We start from the raw sequence: 23,178 nt of genomic DNA on the forward strand, positions 1-23,178 counted from the left end.
TTCACATTTTAATTAGAAAATTCCAATTCCAAAGAAGTCATCTATTTGTCCTATTAATACGAATGTAATTGCTATAGGAACGATGAACTTAAAGCAAATATCCCAGAATTTATAAGATTTCATAAGAAGATTAGGAGTTGCTTCAACTTCTTCCTTAATAACATCTGTACCCAGTACCCATCCTATCATTACAGACATCATAATAGCTCCAAGAGGCATGAATACGCCTTCTGCAATCATATCATAGAAGTCAAGCCAGCAGTCAAATGCCATTCGAACCTCATCCATACCAAACATAACAGCAGGGATGTCAATCATTGCTCCTCCTGCTACACCTGCACCAAGACCGTCAAGACATACAGGGATACCAACAACAAATATCATAGCGCCAACTATTACTGTTAATTTTTTACGTCCTGAGCCTTTTCCCTGAGAAACTTGTTTGTCAACAAAATACGCAGTACAAACTTCCAGAAGTGAAATAGCTGACGTAACAGCTGCAATAAATACAAGGAAATAGAATACAAATCCAAACAGATTTCCTATTAATCCTCCCATTCCTACGCTAAATACCTGATGAAGAGTAACGAACAGAAGTCCAGGGCCTGCTCCGAATGAGATACCTTCAACACCTTGTGACATAAATGCACCAACAGCAGGCATAACCGCAAGACCTGCCATCAAAGCGAAGATTGAATCTGCAACAGGAACGATAATGGCGTTTTTCTCCAGGTTTTCCTGCTTGCTTAGATAAGATCCGTAAGTAATCATACAACCCATACCAAGCGATAACGAGAAGAACATCTGACCAGCCGCTGTTTTAAGAACCCTCATGAAACCTATCTCAGAAAAAGCTGACCAGTTCGGTGCGAACATAAATGCAACGCCTGTGGAAGCACCTTCAAGTGTAAGGCTTCTTATTATTACTATTACAAGCATAACAAGCAAAGCCGGCATTGCTATCTTAGTAAATTTTTCAATTCCACTTTCAATTCCACCCATAACTATTGATACGGTAATGGCCATGAAAATACCGTGGAACAGCATGCTGATCCCACCGCTAGAAGTAAAAGCTCCAAAAAATTCACCGCTTCCCATGCCGCCAAAGCCTGCACCTTCGCTGAAAATTTCCATAATAAATCCAAATGCGTAACGAAGTGTGTAGCCGCCTAGAACACTGTAAAATGATAAAATTAAAAATCCTGATAAAAATCCAAGCCAACCTACCCACGCAAACTTTTTATACAGAGCCTGATATGCTCCGATAACACCTAAGCCAGTTTTTCTACCTAATGCAAGCTCACCAAGCATAATTGCAACACCAGCAAATGCTACAAGCACCATATAAACAATTAAGAAAGCAAAACCTCCATTTGCTCCCATTTTGTACGGGAATCCCCATATGTTCCCCAGGCCTACTGCTGAACCGACAGCTGCCATTAAAAATCCTATATTACTTGCCCACTGGCCTCTGTTGTTTGTTTGTTTTTCCATAATTATACCTTCCTTTCCCTTTCTTGATTCCTCTACAACTCCAAAATTCCAATAACCAATCTAGCTGTAAATTATAATAATATTTTTGGAAACACCTCCTCTCTTGATTTTGGTCTTGCTCTGATTATAAATATTATAGCCTGATTCATTTGTTGTATCGCCTTCGCACACAAAATATGGAAAACGTTACACTCATAAATTATATATCAAAACTAAACAGTTGTCTAGAAAAATTTAGTTTCGTGTCATAAAATTTTTAAATAATTTATGTATTGTAGCGAAACATATGCGTTATAATATATTAAAATATATGCCCTCCTTGTTTTATTATAGAATATTATTTATAAGTCCTTTTTATGAGTTTGTTTCAATAAAAAAAGAGACCTTTCTAATTAAGGTCTCTGGTTTCCAATGATTTGCAGAACAATTTTATTCATTCTTACCTATAGAGAGAACAAGATTCAGCAGTATACCCACAATTGCCGCTGTTGCAATAGCCGGAATTTCAATTGAAAACATCGGAATCATTCCTCCGTTGAATCCAAAGCTGCCACCAAGCCCAACAATCAGTATTACCGCTATTACAGCAAGATTTCTGGCACTGAACATGTCAACCTTCTTATCCATCATAATTGTAATTCCCTGTGCTGCTATAACACCGAACAGATAAATCGATAGTCCTCCTATAACGCAGGTTGGTATTGAGTAGATAATATTAATAAGAGGTGTAAAACACGAAATTATCATGGTAAATACCGATGCAAGCATGAGAACATAAACCGAAAAATTCTTTGAAATCGCCATTGCACTTATGTTTTCACCGTAATTTGTTCCGGCAGGACCTCCTATAAATCCGGATATAATATCTCCAAGTCCATCACCTATCAAATTAAGCCCCAGTTTATTTTCTATGTCATATTTTTTATTTACACCTTTTTTTCTCGCCAGATCATTTACATAGATATCCAGCTGATACACGTGAGCCGTTGATTCGGGAATTGTTGCGATCGCTATTGGCATTATTGCCACAACTGCCGTCAAAGAAGGCTTTGGAAATGTAAAAATCGGCAAGTTAAGTATGCTTGCAGATTCTATAGTATTGAATGATACAAAAGGAATTCCTGTAACTCCTCCGATTATCAAGGCAGCAATGTATCCCGTAAGTAATCCGAAAAGGATTGGAAGCTGGCTCAAACTGCCTTTTAAGTATACCGAGAACAAAATTGTAGACATTAATGTTATTATTGCAATAATCCAAGATAGTCCGCCTGCCGTCAGCATTTGAGTCTCTGCAGTACCTGCAGGAATTGCTGCTGCATTAGTCATTGCATTAGCTGCGAGAGATAATCCTATTATAATCGCTATACTTCCTGTTACTGTAGCAGGAAGAACCTTATCTATGGTTTCCTTCCCTGAACGTTTTATGATAAATCCAGCTATTATCGAAACAAAGCCTGACATTATTATACCGAATTGAGCTATTGAAATTTTATCATTGAGAGAATACCCTGTGAATGCTTCGGCGCTCATTATTGAAGCAATGGCAGCAATGTATGAAAAACTTGAACCGTAATAAAGCGGAATCTGCTTTCCCGTTACTAATATGAATCCCAATGTTGCCAATCCGCTGGCAAATATTGTGGTTGATACATGAAATCCTGTAATAAGTGCAACCAGTACTGTCGCAGGGAACATTACAACTATCTGCTGCAATGCAAAGAATATAAGTCCTATAATCGGTGGACGCTCGTCCGGCAAGTAACCAAAAACTTCATTTTTTGTAGACATAAATACCTCCATAAATTTAATAAAAAAATCCTGCACCGACCGCCAGGATTATATTATACACATTAAAAACAGGGATATTTACATCTTGACGGCATCACGGTACCGAGTTAAAGATTATTTTTTTATAATATAGCATAGACATACCTTAAAAGTCAATGACATAATTTTACAGTTTCAGTCAACAATATCACATAATTGTTTATTTATACAGAATTTCCTTTATCATTTCAGGCCTTATTTCCCATATGTTTGCCTGAACCCTGAATATGTCCCAATTCTCTATTTCAAAAATCCTGTACCAGCTGTCCATTACCCTTTTCTTTTCCGCCGGATAAAAGTGCGCCGTTCTATCATTTATAAATGAATATGAATTTTCAAAACCTTTAAGTTCCATTTCTTTAGCATATTCCTCGGCATCTTTTTGGTCCTTTGGTATGTAATGGTGATTCAAAACATAGTCCCATTTAAGTCCGTCAAAATATATTATATCAGACCTGTCGACCTCAAGCACATAAACAATCTGGTCCTTTACGGGACGAAGCATGTTTTCCTCGCTTATCGAGCACCATATTGGAAACTCAACGTCATCTGGTTTGGTAACCCTTTCCTCCGCAGCACTCACAAACCATTTATACAAATTAATAATATAACCCGCAATTTCATCGAATTTCTCCTCCAGATGGCTGTGCGTAATTCTTATTACTCCATTGTTTTCTAATTCTTTCAAACTTTTAATATGCTGTCTGCTCCATAGCGTAACCTTATCAGAATTGTTTTCCATAACCCCTCCTAATATGTTCTATAAATATTATACTGTAATTTTTTGATAAATCAAAATGAAACTTATAGTAAAGCATGTCATAAAGTTTCAGCTAACTTAATATATTTAGTATTGTAAATATATGAATGTATATTTCATTCATTAAGGGGGATCTTTATGTCTGTAAATAATATACTTAACAATCCTACTGATGAACAGCGCAATGAAATACTTTATAAATCGCTTGAAAGATATGGAAGAACTGACGATTTTAAAAATATAGTCGAATTACTCAGTCCTCCTCCGGATATACTTGAATTTGCCGAGCCAAAATCTATGAACAATATAAGCATAGGTATTATAGGAGGAGGCCTGTCCGGACTGTCAGCAGCATATGAACTAAGAAAACTTGGTGCGGGCATTACCATATTTGATGCTGAAGCTTCAAGAATAGGAGGCAGAGTTTACACATATTATTTCGACAACTCAAAGCATTATTACGGAGAACTCGGCCCTATGAGAATCCCTGTTTCTCACGCAACAACCTGGCACTATATAAACTTATTCAATTTAAATACCCAATCACTTACATCTCTGCTGCCAAACAATTTTATTTATGCAGATCATATTCGAATGAGACGTGACAGAAGCGGCAGAAATATAGAGGAGTTTTTATATCACAAATACGATCTTAACCCTGAAGAAAGATGCACTCCATGGAACGAATTACACAGCTATGCAACAGATACAATGCTTTACAGCCTTACACCACATGAAAGATCAGAAATATTAAAAATTCAGCCTTCTTACTCCGAAAAATATGCTGAAATAACCAAATTAAGCAACAGGCAGGTTTTTAAAAGGCTTAAACTCAGTGAAGGATTCGTAAATCTTTTGACAGCAGTGAACCCATTCGAAGGTGCTACTCTCAACATAAGTCACAACAAGAGCATGAGCGGTACATATTCACAGGATTTTATCAACGTTTACAGAATAAGTGACGGCATGGTTAATCTGCCTCTATCATTTATAAAATCTCTTTTAAGTGTTAATCCAAAAGAAGCGGATTTAAATCCCGACATGCTCGGCAATGTTACCATTAAACCGGGATATATTGTAGAAGGTATTTCTCAATCCTCCGACGATTACGTAAATATTCACTACATAGACCCTATGGGTAGACAATTATCAAAATCTTTTGACTTTGTTATATGCACTCTCCCCTATCCAATATTGAGGGAACTGGAATTAAATCCTTATTTCAGTAATCAAAAGATGCAGGCAATACGAGAACTTAATTACATTGATGCACAAAAAACCATTTGCCTTTTTAACAAACGCTTCTGGGAAGAAGACACGCCTTATGGCAGGGTTAACGGAGGTATTTCCTCTACAGATTTAGTAATTCAATCCATAGTGTATCCCACAGATCACGTGGACTGCACAAATATACACTGCAGCATTCATGATCCCGGTGTTTTAACTGCTTCCTACAACATTGAACTTGATTCTACCAGACTTAGTAATCAAAATCCTCACAGGCGCTTTGAATTAATTGTAGGAGATGTAGAAAAGGTGCACGGCACACCGCCAGGGTACATCAATACACTGATAGACAGCAGCAAGACTGTTCATTGGAATAATGAACAGTGGTTCAGAGGCGCATTTGCAGCCGGATATCCCGGTCAAAAGGTTAATTTCGCCTACAACATGCTGCTTCCGGAATATAACGGAAAACTGTTTTTCGCAGGTGATCAAATCTCAACAAAGTCAGGCTGGATGCAAGGCGCGCTTCAAACAGGTAAATGGGCTGCAAACCAGGTAGCTATGCATGCAAAATAATAATAATAAAAAAGAACAGCTTATTTTAAGTTGTTCTCATTTTTTATTATTATAATTATTATAGTTTATTCTAAATATTTATTATATTATTTAGACGCTAAAGCATTGTTTACTGCTTCTATTATTGCATTGCTTGTAACTGTGGCTCCTGAAACAGCTTCAACTTCTGCTGAGTTTGCTTCAACTATTTTTTCCGGAAGCTGTTCAATTGCGTTTGAACCTATACCCTGAGTTTCGCTGTCTCCTGTTATCGCAACATCCACAATTTTATCTCCATCCATTGTTAAAGTTACGCTGACTTCACCGCCAAATCCTTCTGCTGTTCCTGTCAATGTTGCTCCACCAGCTGAAGTGTTACTTGCTAAAGCATTGTTTACAGCCTCTATTATTGCATTGCTTGTAACCGTAGCTCCAGAAACTGCTTCAACTTCCGCTGAGTTTGCTTCAACTATTTTTTCCGGAAGCTGTTCAATTGCGTTTGAACCTATACCCTGAGTTTCGCTGTCTCCTGCTATCGCCACATCCACAATTTTATCTCCGTTCATTGTTAAAGTTACGCTGACTTCACCGCCAAATCCCTCTGCTGTTCCTGTCAGTATAGCTTCACCTCCGGCAGCAGTCTCTGTGTTCCCTGTCATTCCATTTCCAACAAATAATATTGCGCATGACAATAATACTAGCACTACTGCAAAAATTAACCCTTTTTTCATTTCTTCCTCCTAATTCATTATCAAACAAATTTCATTATATCAGTTTTTTAAAAAAATGTAAACAATCTAATCTTTCCCATTGTAAAGAAATGAGGGTGGCTCAAAGCGTACAAATTAACAATACATTAATAAGCTACATATAATATAAAAACAATAAAGGTAGGTAAAATAGTATGGATAATATTTTTAATATGCAAAAACCTTGGCGCCCTGCATATTTCTATGATAATAGTACCTTCCCGAATCTTTCTGAGATCAATGCCGGTGGCACGGTATCATCAAGTGAATTCCAGTCATCTGCAATTACTTTGCCTCTAAACTATTCCATTTCTATACCCGTCAGTCTTGCAAAGTCTATTGAAGGAAAGTATTTTACAGGCATGACAGAAGATTTGGAATTCGGTAATGCAACAAACGCGTGGGCAAGGCTGTATAATCCTCCGAACTCCGGCGTAAATTTATTTGTAAATGTATGGACGGCAAGTGATATAACGTCATCACGATACAGGGTTCAGATTTATTTCAACAGCGATCCTCCGGGAATAATTCAAGAATCATCTTCTGTAACTCCTACGAATATGACCATACAGCCGCCGCCGGAACCACACGTTAAAGTTGAATATGCGGTTGGTGTGAGAGGCTTTCCTTCAGGAGGGATACGGGCTTACGGAAGAGTGGCAGAAGCAGGAACAACCATAAATTCAGAAGAAGAAGGCAAATTTATTTTTCCTCCGGGCGGATCATTTTTGGTGTTTCTTTCCAACCCAGCAACTCCTACAATTCCTGCAATCGGAAAAGTTGCATTCGGATGGTGGGAAGAGCCCATTTCAAACTAAATGCTGTTAAGAAAAAATTAATACTTATTAAAAAACACCGGTCAGAAGTGAAACACCACGCCGGTGCTTTTATTTGAATGCTTTTCATCTTTTTTAATTTAATATTTTTATGAAGTAATTTCTTTGGTTGTTTGATATCCCCTACACTTCAAGGACTTTCCATTGATTCTTTGTTAAATATTCATTACACTTTACATAGTCGAATCTCTAAAGAAGAGTACCGGGGACTACTTATCGGGGTGAAGCTCTTACAGGGCAGGGTACCTCAGCCCTAATCCGTCAACTAACCCGGAAGACATAAGGAGGATAAAAATGAATAAAAAAAGTATTCGAACATTTCTATTAACAACCGGTATTGCAATCAGTCTGTCAGTAAGTATGCCCGCGGAAGCTCATGCTGAAACATACAGCGTTGCAAGCGGAGACTCATTGTACAAAATAAGTAAATTATTTGGAACCACGGTTGCAAATTTAATGGTTTCAAACAATCTTGCAGGATATGAACTCTACATAGGCCAGCATCTTGATATTTTAAATGCAAAACATACAGTACAAAAAGGAGATACTCTTTACAGCATATCTCAAAAATATGATATCTCGTTAATTGACTTACGAAAAGCAAATAACATTTACTCAAATTACATATATTCGGGACAAGTATTAGAGATACCATTACAACAGGCTGAACAGACACAGTACGAAACTGCTTCAGAAAATGAAGATTCTTACACTGCCGAAGAATTGGACTTGCTTGCAAGATTGATAATGGCTGAAACTGAAAGTCAGCCCTATGAAGCGAAAGTTGCAGTCGGTGCAGTTGTAATGAACAGAATTAACAGCGGGTTATTTGCTCCCACCATAAGTGAAGTTATTAATCAAAAAATAAACGGTTACTACCAGTTTTCTCCGGTTGCAAACGGATGGATCAGCAGAGCTGCAAATGAAGAGTGCTTTAAGGCAGCAAAAGAAGCTTTAAGCGGAGTTGACAACACCAATGGTGCGCTGTTTTATTACGATACTTCAACAACAAACCAATGGATTTTATCAAAACCTGTTTCAGTAACCTACGGTGACATGGTTTTTGCATACTAATTTTAATAAAATGTTCGCACTGCTGAAGTGTGAACATTTTTATTTTTTCCTATTGCTGTGCGCTTTCAATGTATCCGCACAATCAAAGATGCAGTATCATTCAGTCTCTCGCAAAATCTGCTTTTTATAATTTATGATATTATCTATCCAAAATTAAATCCCTCGGATGAGGAGGAATTGCGATTGTTTCCTGTTTATACGGTTCTTCTGGCTTAACAGGGTTGAGATTATAATTGAATTGAGTTCTTATACCTGGAAAAATACGTATATTTAATACATTTATACTATTATAATCTTCTTTTTCTATCATCATGTCATATGGTGTAAAAAAATATTCCGGGCCTTGTATCAATTCTCCCGATATATGAGCAACCGGAAGTTCCACTAAAATCGGCTCTGACTCATATATAATGGATTTAATTGGAACTGCTGCTTCCCCATTCTTTACATAGAAAGTAATTTGCGCATTTTTAACCGGTGTGTTCCAATTATTCGTGAAAATACTTAATTCAAGAAACCCGATTTCTGTGTTGACAAATACTTCATTTACATTCTGTATATTATATTCCACACATGGATAGCTATAGCTAAATATCGGCTTTTTATATTTATAAAACATATAGTTCTTGTTATTGTAGTTCCTCACTATATCCGCTCCTTTACCTCGCAGAAAATATTATAGTATATATTATGCATATTTCACGGTTTGAGGAACTGCATATAGTGACAATTATTTATTTGATAGTCATAGTTTTAAAAAACCGCCGGTTGTTATACCGGCGGCTCCTAATCATATTATATTAAATCAAAAAAACTAAGCTGATCGCTTTCAGGCAGTCCTGTGAGACAATTAAATTTCCTTAACAAATCAATGGCAGATTTTCCTATTTTTGCACGTTTTCTTAAATCATCTATTGATTTTAACGGTTCATCATTGTGCACAGCACCGTATATACCTTCCGCAGCAACAGTGCCCATTCCTGATATGCTGTTGAACGGCGGTCGTATTCCTTCCTCTTCAACCAAAAATTTAGTTGAATGCGATTTGTATAAATCTATTGGAAGAAACCTCAATCCTCTCTCATACATTTCAAGAACCAGCTCCATATCATCATACATATCTTTATCTCTGTTGGCCGCTTCGTTCCCCTGCTCTTCAATGCTTTTCATTTTTTCCTTTAGCATTTCTTTGCCGTTAATCATGAATTCCGCGTCAAAAGCCTTAGCCCTTATCGTAAAATAAGCTGCATAGTATGCCTCAGGTATATGAACTTTAAACCATGCAATTCTAAATGCCATCATTACATATGCAGCGGCATGAGCCTTAGGAAACATGTATTTTATCTTTTTGCATGATTCAATATACCATTCAGGCACTTCGTGCTCTCGCATAAGCTCCTCATATTCATTCCATTTTGGATCTTTTAAAGATTTTCCCTTTCGGACAGTTTCCATTATTTTAAAAGATATATTTGGAGGAAGCCCCTTCTTTATAAGATATACCATAATATCATCCCTTGTACAAACAGCTTCGCCTATAGACTTAACGGTTCCCTGATCTATCAAATCCTTAGCATTTCCAACCCAAACGTCAGTTCCATGGGACAAACCTGATATACAAAGCAAATCATAAAAAGCTTTAGGTTTTGTATCTAAGAGCATTCCTCTTACAAACCTTGTACCGAATTCCGGAACTCCGAAAGTACCAACCTCCGATCTTATCTGCTTTGGAGTCACTCCCAAAGCCTCAGTGGAGGAAAACAGCGACATGGTTTCCTTGTCATCCATTGGAATTTTTCTCGGATCTATTCCAGTTATGTCCTGAAGCATCCTTATTACGGTAGGATCATCATGGCCAAGTATGTCGAGCTTTAACAGGTTCTGATCTATGGAGTGATAATCAAAGTGTGTCGTTATAATATCAGAATCTGAATCATCGGCAGGGTGCTGAACGGGGCAGAACTCAAAAATTTCTCTTCCTTTAGGAACAACTATTATTCCTCCCGGATGCTGGCCGGTGGTTCTTTTTATGCCTGTGCATCCTTTTGAAATTCTTGCTATTTCAGCCTTGTTAACATGAACATCTTTTTCCTCAAAATATTTCTTAACATAACCGAAAGCTGTTTTTTCAGCAATTGTACCTATGGTACCTGCTTTGAAGGTTGTACCTTTTCCAAAAATAACCTCGGTATACTTGTGTGCTTTCGCTTGATATTCACCAGAAAAATTAAGGTCTATATCAGGTTCCTTATCTCCGTTAAATCCCAAGAATGTTTCAAACGGTATATCCATGCCATCCTTTTCTAGCTTTGTTCCGCACACTGGGCAATCTTTGTCAGGAAGGTCAAAGCCGTTGAGGCATCCATAATCATTAAAATCCGAATGCTTGCAGCTTGGGCATCTGTAGTGTGGCGGAAGGGCGTTAACCTCCGTAATACCCGTCATGTACGCAACAAGTGATGAACCTACCGATCCCCTTGAACCTACAAGGTAACCGTCCTCGTTGGATTTCCACACAAGCTTTTGTGCAATGATATACATTACTGAAAACCCGTTGCTTATAATTGATTCCAGCTCTCTGTCCAATCTGCTCTGAATGATTTCCGGCAGCGGATCACCGTATAACTCATGAGCCCTACCATATGCTATATCCTTAATAGTCTGCTCACAGCCGTCAATATGCGGTGTAGCCTTTTCTGAAGAGATAGGGCTTATCTGATCACACATATTGGCAATTTTATTTGTATTGGTCACTACAACCTCGTATGCCTTTTCTTCTCCCAGATAACTAAATTCCCTTAGCATTTCCTCCGTTGTTTTTAGGTATAGCGGAGCCTGGCTGTCAGCATCCTTGAAACCCTGTCCAGCTTCAAGGATTCGCCTGTATATCTCGTCCTCCGGATCAAGAAAATGAACATCGCCGGTGGCAACAACAGGCTTGTTCAGTTTTTCTCCAAGATGAACTATTTTTCTGTTTATGTTCATCAGGTATTCCTTATCTGGAACCTGCTCCTGCCTGATAAGGTAATCATTGTTTCCAAGAGGCTGTATCTCAAGATAATCATATTCTACTGCAATTTTTTCAATTTCATAATCAGGCCTGCCAAGCAGAATTGCCTTATACAACTCTCCTTCGCTGCAGGCACTGCCCAAAATCAAGCCTTCGGAATATTTTTTATACATACTTTTTAATATCCTTGGCTTTTTATAAAAATAATCCAAATGAGAATAGGACACTAGTTTGTAGAGATTTTTAAGTCCGGTATAATTCTTTGCCAGTATTATGGCGTGGTATGTGTTAAGCTTCTTATAAGATTCCTTCATTGCCGTCTCATCGGAAGCGTATATTTCAATGTCATCCAGTTTTTCAACATTACGTTGTTTCAACATATCTACCATGACATTAAAAATTTTGACCGTTGTGTAAACATCATCAAGTGCCCTGTGAGCCACTTCAACCTTTATGCCTAGATTTTTGGCAATTCTCCCAAGCTTATATGTCTTATAGTTGGGAAAAAGCTCCTTTGCAAGCGATAAAGTATCAATATAAGTAAAATTAAATTCATGACCCAGTTCTTGAGCATTGTGGCGCAAAAAATTAATATCAAACTCTGCATTATGAGCAACCAGTACACATCCATCTATAAAATCCAAAACCTTAGGAAATACCAGATCAATTGTTTCCGCATCTCTCACCATATCATCTGTTATATTGGTAATTTCCGTAACCCTGGCAGGAATCGGCTTGCATGGATTTACAAAGCAACTAAATTCATCTATTAGCTTTCCACCTTGTATTTTAGCAATTCCTATTTCCGTAATCTTTTCCGTTAATGGTGAAAAACCAGTCGTTTCCAAATCAAGCACGCAGTATGTGCAATCAATGCTCTGCCCTTTTGAAGCTGTAACCGACGGCTTTTTATCAGGTGCGAGATATGCCTCTACACCATATATCACTTTCATATCCTTGTTATCTCTTCCCAAAAGCTTATGTGCTTCCGGAAATGACTGAACAACTCCGTGGTCAGTTATGGCAATAGACTTCATTCCCCAACTCATTGCCCTTTTAATTAAATCAGTAGCACCGGTCATGGCATCCATCTGGCTCATCTGAGTATGCATGTGAAGCTCAACTCTTTTAGATTTTGAGTTGTCCATTCTTTCTTCTCTCTTTGTACCTTCTGTCTCGATAATTGTATTTGCTACCAGCTCAACTTCCCCAGAAAATGTACTGTATCCAGAATTTCCTGCTATCCTTACGCCTTTTGCATCTTTAAGTCTTGATAAAACATCTTTATCTTCGCCAGGCTTACAAAAGCATTTGCATGTCATTGAGCTTGTACCGTCATAGAGGTCAAAAGAAATCAAAAACTTTCCACTTCTCAGTTCTTTTGACTCTATATTAGAAATTTCTCCCTGTATGCATACACGACCTTCATTGGGCGTTATATCTGTAATCTTAATAATAGTATCTTTTATATTGGCATTTCTTCCAAGAATCAGGGACTTATCCTTAGCTTTTTTGCTTTCACCTTCCGAAAAAACTTTTTTACTGACCGCTGCTTCCTTGTAAATTCCCGCGGGAGCAATTTTCTTTTTTTGTACTTCCGGAATTTTATCCTGAATAAGCTGAATTTCTTTTGCAAGAGCATCCTCATTTTGCCTGCTGAAATCCTCACAGTTTTTCTTATCTGAAAAATTCACTTGATATGCTTCACCGAAGTGTTTTCTTATATATTCACTTACTGTTTTGTCGTATCCTTTTGAAATAAGAATATCCGATACGGCAAGATTGAACTCAAAGCTTATGATATTACCATCTATTTTGTAATCACAGCATTTGAGTGAGGATTTCAATGCAGGATAAGCATTGGAAAGCATGTTAACTATACTGCCCAACTCTTCGTGTATGGATTTACCGCCAATATTGCATGCATAATTTATATTTATTGAAGAATCATCCAAGCAAAATCTACTTTTTATAAATTCATTCAGTTGGTTTATTTCTTTTGCATCTATGCGTTTATCTGATTTTATTTTAAGTTCCAATGACTTTGTTTTTTTACTCAGTATGACAGCTTCAATTTCTGCATCAATAATATTGTCACCTGCTTTATAATCATTGAAAACTTCCTTTATTTTTTTCATATCAATCCTTCTCTGAAAATTTAAACCTTATTAACCTTTTTTCATTTGATACGATAATTTTAAAAATATCATATCCTATTAAAACGTCAGATATAATCAAAAAAGTCCTCGGACGAGAACTGGCCTTGATTATTTTTCTATGAACGAGTCCATTGTTATTTGTTCCTCTGTAACTTCCTCTTTTTTTGAATTTCTTTCCCCTGTTCTGAATGAATACAGCGGACAGGATTTAATTAAGCAACCTCGGATTTCATTATACTGCCCGTTACTGCATTCCAGACATTTTCTTCTGATTGCCTGCATAAGTGTCACTTTACCGTACATAAAACCTTCCTCATAAATGTTGACATTTAATTCTAATATAATTTTATTTTACATTATGTAGGTTTCAAAATCAATAATTAATATTGTAAAGTCAAGACAGCATTTATATGTAACCGAAAATACCGTCTGCTCCAAAAACATTAATGGCAGTCAATATACCGATTTAATATTTAATTATATACATCCAGCACTTCCCAAAGAGAGACGATTTTAATCCCGTCATATAAAGAACGGAAGCTTTTATCGCAGCCTGCGCATTTATTAATAATTACAGAATCCTGAGGCAGCTGCGGGTCATGTTGGCAGCATAAGCTATGTATTTAAACTTTTTGTTCAATTTCTAACAAGGCTTGCTTCATTTCTATGCCACCTGCATATCCAGTCAAACTTCCGTCTGAACCTATTACCCTGTGGCACGGAACAACAATTGTAACAGGATTTCTGTTATTTGCCAATCCTACTGCACGGCATGCTTTTGGACTTCCTACATCCTCAGCTACCTGTTTATATGTACGTGTTTCGCCATACGGTATTCTGCAAAGAGACTCCCATACCTTTTTTTGAAATTCTGTTCCGTAAAGCTCGTAATCAAAATCAAAGCTTGTACGTTTGCCTTCTAAATATTGTATTACCTGCTCAAAAACCGCATCTGAAAGAGCCGATTTCTCATTTTTCCCGTCAATTTGTTTGCATCTTTTTAAATAAACAATTTTATTATCTGTGTAACCGATTTTAAGTGTACCAAATTCAAAATCGTAGTAAGCATATTTTATCATTTTGTTGCTCCCTTCTGTATTCTGCAGGCGACACCTGTCTTTTTCTTATAATGCCATGTTATTTTAAGGTGCATAATCTCTCATTTCAGGCACGGCCCCACCTGCTATTGCCCATAGATAAAGGCTTGCCACAGTACCGAACGGAGAGTATCTCTTTGCATATTTCTCAAATTTTTTTCTGTCTATGCTTTCCTGATGATACAGCATTCTCATTCCCCTGTGGATTGCAAGGTCCCCGAAGCTCACTATATCAGGCCGCCTCATGCTAAATATCATTATCATTTCTGCAGTCCATACCCCTATTCCCTTCAAGCTGGACAATTTATTAATTACCTCTGAATCCGAAAGCTCCTTCAGCTTGTCTATATCAAATTCATTATTCCTTACCTTTTCCGCAAAATCTTTTATATATCCGGCTTTTTTAAAAGTTGTCCCAAGTTTTTGCAACTCGTTTATATCAATACTATGCATAGTATTTTCATTCACATTACCGATCCTGTCAACAAATCTCTGCCATACTGTGGCATGAGCCTTTGTGGAAATCTGCTGCCCGATTATATGATATACAACCGAAGAAAAAATATCTGTGTCTACCGAACGCTCAATATGTCCTATTTTATCAATTGCCTCTCCCAGAAGCTTGTCACGATTTTTCAGGTGCTCTATTTCTGCGATTCCGTATTCAAAATACAAAAAATCACCTCCAGCACAACAATTATATCATAATGCGAGATGATTTTCTTCTCAATTCTGTATATTCAATTTTTGGATATTAATTTAAAATTAACCATATCAACTATACTTCATTTACCGTTATATTTCCACTGTTCAGAATATTAATTGCATTTGAACCTTCACCATTTACATATTTTCCGGATTCTTTAAGAAGCCAGCTTGCGTTTCCTCGTAGTTCATCTGTAGATTCAACAAACGCGTTAACCTTTACATTTGAAGGCTTATCAAGCCTTATATTTACATTTCTAACTGAATCCAACGTCCATTCATTGCCGAAATTTTCATATATCAAATCCAAATTTCCACAGTTCACAACTTCCACATCTATATTTTTAGGAATAAATATCTCAATATTATTATGACTTGAATAATTATATCTGCTATCTGTACAGCTTACAGGATAAATATATAAAGTATCTCCATTTCTTCTATAACTGACGTGCTCAGATGATGACAGCTCTTCCGCTTCTTTCTTGCTTGCTGCATATATGCTAATATCTGAAATGCCGCTTATCTTGTTATCATCGGAAGCTCTTACAACAATGTTATTTGTATCATCAATAATTATTTTGTTTATACTATCGTCTGTGACATATTCGTTAAGCATCACATCCATGCTGTAATATTCACTTAGGAACATGCGTTGCATCCTGTCCATCACTCCCGTTTCTTCAGCAGCATACAAAGCCATATTTGCAAACAAAATAATCAGAACAATAAATATGCTGAACAAATCATACTTTATCACGGATTCTTCTTCCTTGGAAGCATACCTGCACCACAATATTTCCGCTCCCAGCAATATAAGTATAGCAGGCCACATTAGCCTGGCAGCCTTCAAAGCAGAAAAATTGCTGAACTGCGACATAAACAAAGCCGCGCCAAAAGCTATCAGAACCAATCCCATAGAAATATTCCCAACTCTTTTAATTCTAATCATTTTCATTCTCCCCATTTGAGTTCTCTTCTTTACTGTTATTTTTCCTGCCTTTAGCCAGCATGCAAATACCGGCTATGATAAATATCAAAGATACTACTGTGGTCTGTATATATCTGATAATATAATAATCCATTAAAGGGTAAAGTATTTTTTCAACTATAATAATCAACCCAATCGCTATGAGAGTAATCCCTTTCCATTCAGGCCTTATATCAGGGAAATGCAAAAATTTATCCTCTGATTCCTCAATTGAATCATCAACTATATGCATTGTGTCAAATAAACTGTAAAACCATATGAGAGGAAGCAAAAACAACAACAAAGAAATTCCCAGCCATCCCATAAAATATATGGAAAAGAAGAATGCTCCCATTATTATCAAACCTTTTTTTTGATACCCAAGGTACATGTGGCCTGCTCCTGGTATTACAGCCAATGCAAGAGATATGCTTTTCTTATTAAGCTTTTTATTAGGAATAAATTGACTCTCGGCAGAATTATTAGAAACATTGTACAATTTCCTCATTTCGATACTTTTCCATGCGGAGAACATGTCAATCAAAGAGATAAGCCACAAAACGAGATATCCTATAACCGTCAGCAGCAGAAAAAAATTCGCATATGTCAATATTGAAAGCCCTATACCTCCTGTAACTCCGACAACAAACAAAGTAAAAAATATTATTGCCCGTTCCTTCAACCCTATATACAAATGTGCCAGTCCCGGTATAACCGATAATATAAACGCTATTAGCTTGCTTTTATCATTCATTATTTATCCCTCCATTATTTCTGTGATTATTTTCGATTCCGGCTATAAGGCCGGATGTTGTACTGACTATGCTGTCAGAAAGTTGAGCAACAATGTTGCTTTTACCGCCTGCGGTCTGCACTGAAGCCGAAAGCTTTGGCACTGCATCCACAAGTCTCGTATAAAAACCTGTAAAAGTTAATATTATCGTTACCGATGCCACTGCAGCGTAATAAACAAACTGATAATTAAATTGGTTTTTTATATTTTTAATTTTTGGTTTTAAATTCTCAGGCTTCTTCAGGCTTTTCATTACCTCTGCTTCAAAATTATCAGGAATAAGCTCAGCAGCATGTTTTTCTTCATTTTCATCAATAAGGGACAGAAAAATTTCCATGCATGTATCACATCTGTATAAATGCTGTTCCATTTCTTTAGCTTTTCCTTCAGGCAGCATATTATTTTTGTACAAAAGCCATTCAATATAGTCATAATGCTTCATTTTCTTCCCTCCATTTTTCTTTTAATAATAATTTTGCCCTATACAGCCTCGAAGCTATGGTTTTAACAGGTGCATTTTCTTCTAGAGCAATTTCTTCATAAGACTTTTCCTCAAAATAAAATTTTTCCACTGCAGTTCTGTAAATTTCCGGTATACTGCTCAAAGCTTTAATCAGCAGTTCTTTTCTTTCATTGTCAATTATAAACGATTCCGGATTATCTTTTGATTGAATATCTTTCATGTCAATTATATTTCCTGCATCCTCAATCACCTTTTCATTAAACTTTGATTTCTTTTTACGTATCCAGTCAATTGACTTGTTTGCCGCTATTTTTCCAATCCATCCTTTAAAATTTTCGCTGCTATATGAAGGAAGAGCGGTATAGATTTGCAGGAACACTTCCTGGGCAACATTCTCTGCTTCTCCGTAGTCTTTTATAAAATTAAGTACAATAGCAAAAACATAATTTTTGTAATTATGGACTATTTCTGCAAAAGCCTGATCGCTGCCTTGAATAGATTCTTTTATCAGCAGTTTTTCACTTTCCATACCTCCCCTCCTTTCTCTACACTCATTATAACGTAATGCAAATATAAACTACTGCATATTTTTTAAAAAAATTATAAAAACTACATCACATTAAAAAATAGTAACTAATAATTTCAGATTATAAATAAGAAAGAGCAAAGCCTCCGAATTTCGGAACGCCCTTGCTCTTTATGTCTGTAAACATCTTCAACAAATTCTGTATATAGCATATTTATCTTTTCTTATGTTTGCTTTTGATTGACTGCGGTACTGACTTACTATCACAGGAAAATATAAATTTGTTATTATTCCACATCACAGCGACTTTGAATTTTACTTAAAAATTTTTTTATTTTAAGACAGCCTAGAAAGCTCAACTGCAATATCTGCTCCCAGGCGTGCATTGTTGTATACTAGTTTTATGTTTGACTCCAGACTTTCTCCTCCGGTTATTTCCTTTACTTTCGCCAAGAGAAACGGTGTAGATTCCTTACCTCTTATGCCCCTCTTCTCAGCATCTTTAAGAGCATTTTCAATGGCATCGGTAATTATATCATAATTCATTTGATATTCTTCTTCGATAGGATTTGCAATAACCATTCCACCTTTGAGGCCTAATTTCCACTTAGCTTTTAAAGCACGTGCTATTTCCTCTGCGGTTTCTACTCTGTAATCTACACTGAATCCGCTTTTACTTGTATAAAAAGCCGGCATTTCCGTTGTTCTGTACCCTGCAACAGGCACTCCGCGTGTCTCAAGGTATTCCAATGTCAAACCAATATCAAGAATAGACTTAGCACCTGCACAAACAACAGCAACATTTGTACGAGCAAGTTCTTCCAAATCTGCAGAAATGTCAAATGTTTCAGATGCGCCTCTGTGAACTCCACCTATTCCTCCGGTTGCAAACACCCTTATTCCTGCAAGCTCAGCAATAATCATAGTAGAAGCAACTGTTGTGGCACCGTCTAACTTCTTTGAAACAATAAACGGTATATCTCTCCTTGACGTTTTAATAACACTCTCTGCTTTACCCAGATATTCAATTTCATCCTTTGTAAGCCCTGCTTTTAGTTTCCCGTTTAAAATTGCAATAGTTGCAGGTACTGCGTTTTTGTCCCTTATTATCTTTTCAACATTCAAAGCTGTTTCCACATTTCTGGGATAAGGCATACCATGGGATATAATCGTTGATTCAAGTGCTACTACAGGCTTTCCTTTTTCTATTGCTTCCTTCACTTCAGGGTTAATTTCCAAATATTTTTCTAACATAATTTAAGCTCCTTCACTTTTGAATTTATACTTTCTACAGACATGTTCGGGTTTATGGTGTTCTCGTGAGAAAGTGCGATTACTGATGCAGCTGTAGCTATTGCTGCACTTTCATTTATATTTTTATTATTAATATGAGAATAAACTAATGCCGCCATAAAAGCATCACCTGCTCCTGTGGTATTAACAGGATTTATGTGATTTGCAGCCACACGCTTCATCTCAGATCCGTCACTGTAGAATACGCCCTTTTTCCCAAACGTAATAAAAACCCTTTTAATCCCTTTGCTTAAAAGGTATTCGAAATTTCTTTTCAATCCGTCTTCACAGTTAATTTCAATTCCCGTCACAGCTTCGGCTTCGATTCTGTTTGTCTTTAGAGTATGAATACTCCCCAATAAATTCTTAACTTTTTTAGCCTTCGCAGTAGACACTGTATCTAGAAAAAAATCTGTATTTCTATGGTTGCTTAAAAGATATTCAATAACATTCAGAGGAACATTAGTATCCAAAACACAAAGTTCAGAATTATCAATGACATGTTTTTTTTCTTTAATAAATTCAACTGTCATTCTTTCATATATGTCCATACTGGATATGGCTACAGACATATCATGAGTTTCATCAAGAACTGCAAGATAGGTAGACGTGCTTTCGCCCTTCAGGATGAGACAGTCTTTCATGTCCAACCCCATATCAGCTGATTCTTCAAGTATTTTGCTTCCGTAGATATCATCTCCCAGCACACTTATAAGCTTTGTATCTATACCTAGTCTTACAAGATTTTCACCTATATTTCTGCCAACTCCACCAAGTGACATTTTAACAATCCCTATATTTGAGTCCGCAGGAATCAACCTGTTTTTAGGGATGCCATGTATATCAATATTGACACCGCCGATTACTGTGACATATGGATTTTCCTTTACAACGTATCCCTTTCCAAGTATTTTTCCCTTTTTAATAAGATTCGTTATGTGCACCGCAACAGATGATCTGGTTATTCCAAGTAATTCTCCTATTTCATTTTGAGAAATCATTGGATTTTTTTTTATTAAATCAAATATTTCCTGTTCTCTGTTAGTCATTAATTCCTCCGAACTCATATTTGCTTAATTTATAAGCTATTGCTTACATTATATTAACGCATATAAATATTTTTTTCAATTAACTTTTTAGAAGTTAGCATATATCTCTTTTTTAATTAATAAAAAAGCTCCAAAAGAGCCATATAGTCTCCATGAAGCTTATTGCCATTACCGTGCACCCTGCCAATTATTTTCAAAACTTGCTCTATCGCTTACAAAATCAAAAAGTACTTCATTGTCCGAATAGCACGTATATCTTACGCGGCATGCTGCACTTTCTCTTACCTTTCTTGTCATAATTCCTGACTGAGGTGCATTAAGCAAAAAACTCTTGCCATACAAAAGCTTTATTTCCAATATAAGAGATCCCTGTCTCAAACTAATGAAGTTGTTGCTGATTTTTATAACCTTAGCTCCACAGTATGTAGCTATGCGATACTCTTTTCCGTTAAAAAGTATAATTCCTATGGACCCCACAAACTTAAAGAGACCAAATGGAATTTCAGCTACAGAAATCATTATACTGTTTTCGTTCCAAGAGCATTGCGTCCAGATATAACCTTTTGGAAAAGAGTGTCCTCTGTCTCCTTCAATATACCCCGCTGCATTTTCAAAATAATAATTCCTGCCATTTATTAAAACTTCACCGTCCACCCTATGGTAAACGCTGAATACGCTGTGACGACACTCCATAAAAGGTACAAAGCAAAACGGGCCCATTATATCATAGGCAGGTGGTAACAATGGTCCGAAACATATGTTTCCATGTGCCGAACATTCTTTTGACTCCAAATTAATTTTACATCCATATTTAGAAAAAATATTTTCTCCAAGCTCAATAATAAATTTTTTTCTGTTTACGTGTAGCATCTGAGCAGGAAAATTAAAATTATATGTAAAATTATCAGTAATTATCTGCAGTGATGCCGCAGGATAACCTTTATTGTCTGTATGAAAAGCAGGAATAAATGCAACTGTATGATCCATATCCTGCTGCTTAAAATACCATCCTTCGAAATAACCTTTTTGCCTTTTATTTAAAGAGTTATTCATATTTAGATGTCTCTAAATTTATTTGTGCTGGATTATCTAAAATATTGCCTTTATAATCAAATCTAGAGCCGTGGCATGGACAGTCCCAGCTTTTTTCATCTGGATTCCATTCCAATTGGCATCCAAGGTGTGGGCATCTTGTTGAAACAGCATAGATTCTTCCATTTTCATCCTTATACACCCCTATGTTTTCTCCTTCCTTTTTAATTATCCCTCCATGCCCGACAGGCAAATCATCTAAATCTGTAGCTGAAATAAAAAGCGCCTGCCTTGATATTCCTTTTACAGCCTGACCTAGATTTGAAGTTAAATTTTTTACAGAAGATGAGGGCGTGAAACGCAAAGGTGAAAACAGCTCACTATATGAATTTTCTCTTCCCTTAATTAAATCAGAAATTATCATGGCAGAAACCATGCTGCCAGTCATACCCCATTTACCGAACCCAGTAGCAACATACCAATTGGGAGTTGAATGAGAAAACTGTCCTATATATGGTATGCCATCTAAAGTCATGCAATCCTGTGCAGACCAATGACCTATTTCTATGCCTTTGGGATAAAATTCTGATGCTTTTTCTCGTAGAGTTTTATATTTCCCTCCGGCGGAATTTTCTCCTGTACGGTGACTGCCTCCGCCTAGAAGAAGCACGTTATTAAAACTTCTGAAGGATAATCCTGTGTCTTCTACACCAAGATACATTCCATCAATTTTGGGGACTCCCTCAACAGCAAGCACGTAACTGCGCCCCTGATGCATTCTTGCAAAATAATAACCAGGTGCATTAATAAAAGGAAAATGAGTAGCAAAAATAATATGTTTTGCCGTAATGATTCCTTTGTCAGTTAAAATACGATTGCCTTCTACCTTCTCTGCCATTGTGTGTTCAAAAACCGTAAGATTTTTAGAAATAGCCTCCAAAAACCTTAAAGGATGGAACTGCGCCTGATTAGAAAATTTCACTGCACCTGCTACTTCAAACGGTAGGGTGGTATTTTCAGTAAACATCGAAAGGATGCCAAGCCTTTCTGCCGCCCGTACTTCCTTCTCAAGCACTGGAATATCTTGACGATTTGTTGAATACAAGTAAGCAGGCAGCTCTTCAAAAAAGCAGTCTCCGGCTTCTTTTGAAACTATATAACGATACTGGTCAATAGCCTGCTGGTTTGCCATTGCATATTGTTCTGCTTTCTTTTTTCCGAAGTTCTCCAATAGCTTATTGTAAATTAAGTTATGCTGCGATGTTATCTTTGCAGTAGTATTTTTCGTCTGACCATGCCCGATTTCATCGGCTTCTATTATAATAGTCTTCACGTTATTCTGCTGCAAAAAATATCCTGTTAATATTCCAGCCAAGCCTCCACCTATTACCGCTGCTTCAGTTGAATAATCTCCATGCAATGTACCGCAATCCGGCTGACTGGACGTTTTAATCCAAATTGATTCCATTTTATTTCACCTCTCAAATAGGTTATGCAAAAATAGAAATTATAAACGAAGCCTTAGTTTATTTAATTTTTAATAAGAGAGTTTTATTTAA

20 protein-coding genes and 1 riboswitch are annotated in these 23,178 nt (G+C 36.7%); of the genes, 3 read left to right on the forward strand and 17 right to left on the reverse strand.

The window, feature by feature from the left end; all coding sequences use genetic code 11:
* Window positions 1-12: 12 nt before the first annotated feature.
* The 3 genes from RBQ61_RS11900 to RBQ61_RS11910 form a co-directional block, all read right to left on the reverse strand.
* On the reverse strand, window positions 13-1,494 hold the full coding sequence (locus RBQ61_RS11900; protein WP_308137528.1) for a sodium-dependent transporter: 1,482 nt from the start codon (window positions 1,492-1,494) through the stop codon (window positions 13-15).
* Window positions 1,495-1,923: 429 nt separating this feature from the next.
* The gene (locus RBQ61_RS11905; protein WP_308137529.1) at window positions 1,924-3,282 is read right to left on the reverse strand and encodes a uracil-xanthine permease family protein; all 1,359 of its coding nucleotides are present in this window, start codon (window positions 3,280-3,282) and stop codon (window positions 1,924-1,926) included.
* 199 nt (window positions 3,283-3,481) lie between these two features.
* Window positions 3,482-4,063 (reverse strand): DUF3841 domain-containing protein, encoded by a 582-nt coding sequence (locus tag RBQ61_RS11910; protein ID WP_308137530.1) that lies wholly within the window; start codon window positions 4,061-4,063, stop codon window positions 3,482-3,484.
* A 156-nt stretch (window positions 4,064-4,219) separates the two neighbouring features.
* Here RBQ61_RS11910 and RBQ61_RS11915 point away from each other — a divergent pair, with 156 nt between their 5' ends.
* The gene (locus RBQ61_RS11915) at window positions 4,220-5,884 is read left to right on the forward strand and encodes an NAD(P)/FAD-dependent oxidoreductase (protein WP_308137531.1); all 1,665 of its coding nucleotides are present in this window, start codon (window positions 4,220-4,222) and stop codon (window positions 5,882-5,884) included.
* Between the two features lie 86 nt (window positions 5,885-5,970).
* Here RBQ61_RS11915 and RBQ61_RS11920 read toward each other — a convergent pair whose 3' ends face one another.
* Window positions 5,971-6,594, reverse strand: a complete 624-nt coding sequence (locus RBQ61_RS11920) for an FMN-binding protein (RefSeq protein WP_308137532.1) — start codon at window positions 6,592-6,594, stop codon at window positions 5,971-5,973.
* 173 nt (window positions 6,595-6,767) lie between these two features.
* Between RBQ61_RS11920 and RBQ61_RS11925 the strand changes: the two genes are divergently transcribed.
* Both RBQ61_RS11925 and RBQ61_RS11930 read left to right on the forward strand, forming a co-directional pair.
* Complete coding sequence (locus tag RBQ61_RS11925) at window positions 6,768-7,430, forward strand: DUF6143 family protein (RefSeq protein ID WP_308137533.1); 663 nt, start codon at window positions 6,768-6,770, stop codon at window positions 7,428-7,430.
* Between the two features lie 187 nt (window positions 7,431-7,617).
* A riboswitch (cyclic di-AMP (ydaO/yuaA leader) is annotated at window positions 7,618-7,742 on the forward strand.
* Complete coding sequence (locus tag RBQ61_RS11930; protein WP_308137534.1) at window positions 7,743-8,522, forward strand: LysM peptidoglycan-binding domain-containing protein; 780 nt, start codon at window positions 7,743-7,745, stop codon at window positions 8,520-8,522.
* Between the two features lie 139 nt (window positions 8,523-8,661).
* Here RBQ61_RS11930 and RBQ61_RS11935 read toward each other — a convergent pair whose 3' ends face one another.
* The 13 genes from RBQ61_RS11935 to RBQ61_RS11995 form a co-directional block, all read right to left on the reverse strand.
* Window positions 8,662-9,168: a hypothetical protein gene (locus RBQ61_RS11935; protein WP_308137535.1), complete on the reverse strand. Its 507-nt coding sequence runs from the start codon at window positions 9,166-9,168 to the stop codon at window positions 8,662-8,664.
* Window positions 9,169-9,317: 149 nt separating this feature from the next.
* Window positions 9,318-13,670 carry a DNA polymerase III subunit alpha gene (gene polC / locus RBQ61_RS11940; protein WP_308137536.1) on the reverse strand — a complete coding sequence of 1,451 codons (4,353 nt, stop codon included), beginning with the start codon at window positions 13,668-13,670 and terminating at the stop codon, window positions 9,318-9,320.
* 129 nt (window positions 13,671-13,799) lie between these two features.
* Complete coding sequence (locus RBQ61_RS11945) at window positions 13,800-13,994, reverse strand: hypothetical protein (protein WP_308137537.1); 195 nt, start codon at window positions 13,992-13,994, stop codon at window positions 13,800-13,802.
* 320 nt (window positions 13,995-14,314) lie between these two features.
* Complete coding sequence (locus RBQ61_RS11950; RefSeq protein ID WP_308137538.1) at window positions 14,315-14,770, reverse strand: methylated-DNA--[protein]-cysteine S-methyltransferase; 456 nt, start codon at window positions 14,768-14,770, stop codon at window positions 14,315-14,317.
* A 63-nt stretch (window positions 14,771-14,833) separates the two neighbouring features.
* Window positions 14,834-15,463, reverse strand: a complete 630-nt coding sequence (locus RBQ61_RS11955) for a DNA-3-methyladenine glycosylase (RefSeq protein ID WP_308137539.1) — start codon at window positions 15,461-15,463, stop codon at window positions 14,834-14,836.
* 103 nt (window positions 15,464-15,566) lie between these two features.
* The gene (locus RBQ61_RS11960; RefSeq protein ID WP_308137540.1) at window positions 15,567-16,445 is read right to left on the reverse strand and encodes a LiaI-LiaF-like domain-containing protein; all 879 of its coding nucleotides are present in this window, start codon (window positions 16,443-16,445) and stop codon (window positions 15,567-15,569) included.
* Complete coding sequence (locus RBQ61_RS11965) at window positions 16,438-17,217, reverse strand: hypothetical protein (RefSeq protein ID WP_308137541.1); 780 nt, start codon at window positions 17,215-17,217, stop codon at window positions 16,438-16,440. Before RBQ61_RS11965 ends, RBQ61_RS11960 begins: the two co-directional genes overlap by 8 nt.
* Entirely contained in the window at window positions 17,210-17,698 is a 489-nt protein-coding gene (locus tag RBQ61_RS11970; RefSeq protein ID WP_308137542.1) for a hypothetical protein, read from the reverse strand. The genes RBQ61_RS11965 and RBQ61_RS11970 overlap by 8 nt, the downstream gene beginning before the upstream one ends.
* Complete coding sequence (locus tag RBQ61_RS11975) at window positions 17,685-18,248, reverse strand: RNA polymerase sigma factor (protein ID WP_308137543.1); 564 nt, start codon at window positions 18,246-18,248, stop codon at window positions 17,685-17,687. Before RBQ61_RS11975 ends, RBQ61_RS11970 begins: the two co-directional genes overlap by 14 nt.
* 333 nt (window positions 18,249-18,581) lie before the next feature.
* Window positions 18,582-19,499 carry a pseudouridine-5'-phosphate glycosidase gene (locus RBQ61_RS11980; protein ID WP_308137544.1) on the reverse strand — a complete coding sequence of 306 codons (918 nt, stop codon included), beginning with the start codon at window positions 19,497-19,499 and terminating at the stop codon, window positions 18,582-18,584.
* Window positions 19,493-20,587, reverse strand: coding sequence for a PfkB family carbohydrate kinase (locus tag RBQ61_RS11985; RefSeq protein ID WP_308137545.1), 1,095 nt, complete (start codon window positions 20,585-20,587; stop codon window positions 19,493-19,495). Before RBQ61_RS11985 ends, RBQ61_RS11980 begins: the two co-directional genes overlap by 7 nt.
* A 168-nt stretch (window positions 20,588-20,755) precedes the next feature.
* A complete protein-coding gene (locus RBQ61_RS11990; protein ID WP_308137547.1) occupies window positions 20,756-21,640 on the reverse strand; it encodes a tocopherol cyclase family protein in 885 nt (294 codons plus the stop codon).
* Window positions 21,633-23,087, reverse strand: coding sequence for an FAD-dependent oxidoreductase (locus RBQ61_RS11995; RefSeq protein ID WP_308137549.1), 1,455 nt, complete (start codon window positions 23,085-23,087; stop codon window positions 21,633-21,635). The genes RBQ61_RS11990 and RBQ61_RS11995 overlap by 8 nt, the downstream gene beginning before the upstream one ends.
* Between the last annotated feature and the right edge of the window lie 91 nt (window positions 23,088-23,178).

The organism is Sedimentibacter sp. MB35-C1 (assembly GCF_030913635.1).
Taxonomy (GTDB): domain Bacteria; phylum Bacillota; class Clostridia; order Tissierellales; family Sedimentibacteraceae; genus Sedimentibacter.

Excerpts from the sequence above, each read along its gene's own strand:
- RBQ61_RS11900 (WP_308137528.1), bottom strand. The coding sequence starts at position 1,494 with ATGGAAAAACAAACAAACAACAGAGGCCAGTGGGCAAGTAATATAGGA.
- RBQ61_RS11905 (WP_308137529.1), bottom strand. The coding sequence starts at position 3,282 with ATGTCTACAAAAAATGAAGTTTTTGGTTACTTGCCGGACGAGCGTCCA.
- RBQ61_RS11910 (WP_308137530.1), bottom strand. The coding sequence starts at position 4,063 with ATGGAAAACAATTCTGATAAGGTTACGCTATGGAGCAGACAGCATATT.
- RBQ61_RS11915 (WP_308137531.1), top strand. The coding sequence starts at position 4,220 with ATGTCTGTAAATAATATACTTAACAATCCTACTGATGAACAGCGCAAT.
- RBQ61_RS11920 (WP_308137532.1), bottom strand. The coding sequence starts at position 6,594 with ATGAAAAAAGGGTTAATTTTTGCAGTAGTGCTAGTATTATTGTCATGC.
- RBQ61_RS11925 (WP_308137533.1), top strand. The coding sequence starts at position 6,768 with ATGGATAATATTTTTAATATGCAAAAACCTTGGCGCCCTGCATATTTC.
- RBQ61_RS11930 (WP_308137534.1), top strand. The coding sequence starts at position 7,743 with ATGAATAAAAAAAGTATTCGAACATTTCTATTAACAACCGGTATTGCA.
- polC (WP_308137536.1), bottom strand. The coding sequence starts at position 13,670 with ATGAAAAAAATAAAGGAAGTTTTCAATGATTATAAAGCAGGTGACAAT.
- RBQ61_RS11945 (WP_308137537.1), bottom strand. The coding sequence starts at position 13,994 with ATGTACGGTAAAGTGACACTTATGCAGGCAATCAGAAGAAAATGTCTG.
- RBQ61_RS11950 (WP_308137538.1), bottom strand. The coding sequence starts at position 14,770 with ATGATAAAATATGCTTACTACGATTTTGAATTTGGTACACTTAAAATC.
- RBQ61_RS11960 (WP_308137540.1), bottom strand. The coding sequence starts at position 16,445 with ATGATTAGAATTAAAAGAGTTGGGAATATTTCTATGGGATTGGTTCTG.
- RBQ61_RS11965 (WP_308137541.1), bottom strand. The coding sequence starts at position 17,217 with ATGAATGATAAAAGCAAGCTAATAGCGTTTATATTATCGGTTATACCG.
- RBQ61_RS11970 (WP_308137542.1), bottom strand. The coding sequence starts at position 17,698 with ATGAAGCATTATGACTATATTGAATGGCTTTTGTACAAAAATAATATG.
- RBQ61_RS11975 (WP_308137543.1), bottom strand. The coding sequence starts at position 18,248 with ATGGAAAGTGAAAAACTGCTGATAAAAGAATCTATTCAAGGCAGCGAT.
- RBQ61_RS11980 (WP_308137544.1), bottom strand. The coding sequence starts at position 19,499 with ATGTTAGAAAAATATTTGGAAATTAACCCTGAAGTGAAGGAAGCAATA.
- RBQ61_RS11985 (WP_308137545.1), bottom strand. The coding sequence starts at position 20,587 with ATGACTAACAGAGAACAGGAAATATTTGATTTAATAAAAAAAAATCCA.
- RBQ61_RS11990 (WP_308137547.1), bottom strand. The coding sequence starts at position 21,640 with ATGAATAACTCTTTAAATAAAAGGCAAAAAGGTTATTTCGAAGGATGG.
- RBQ61_RS11995 (WP_308137549.1), bottom strand. The coding sequence starts at position 23,087 with ATGGAATCAATTTGGATTAAAACGTCCAGTCAGCCGGATTGCGGTACA.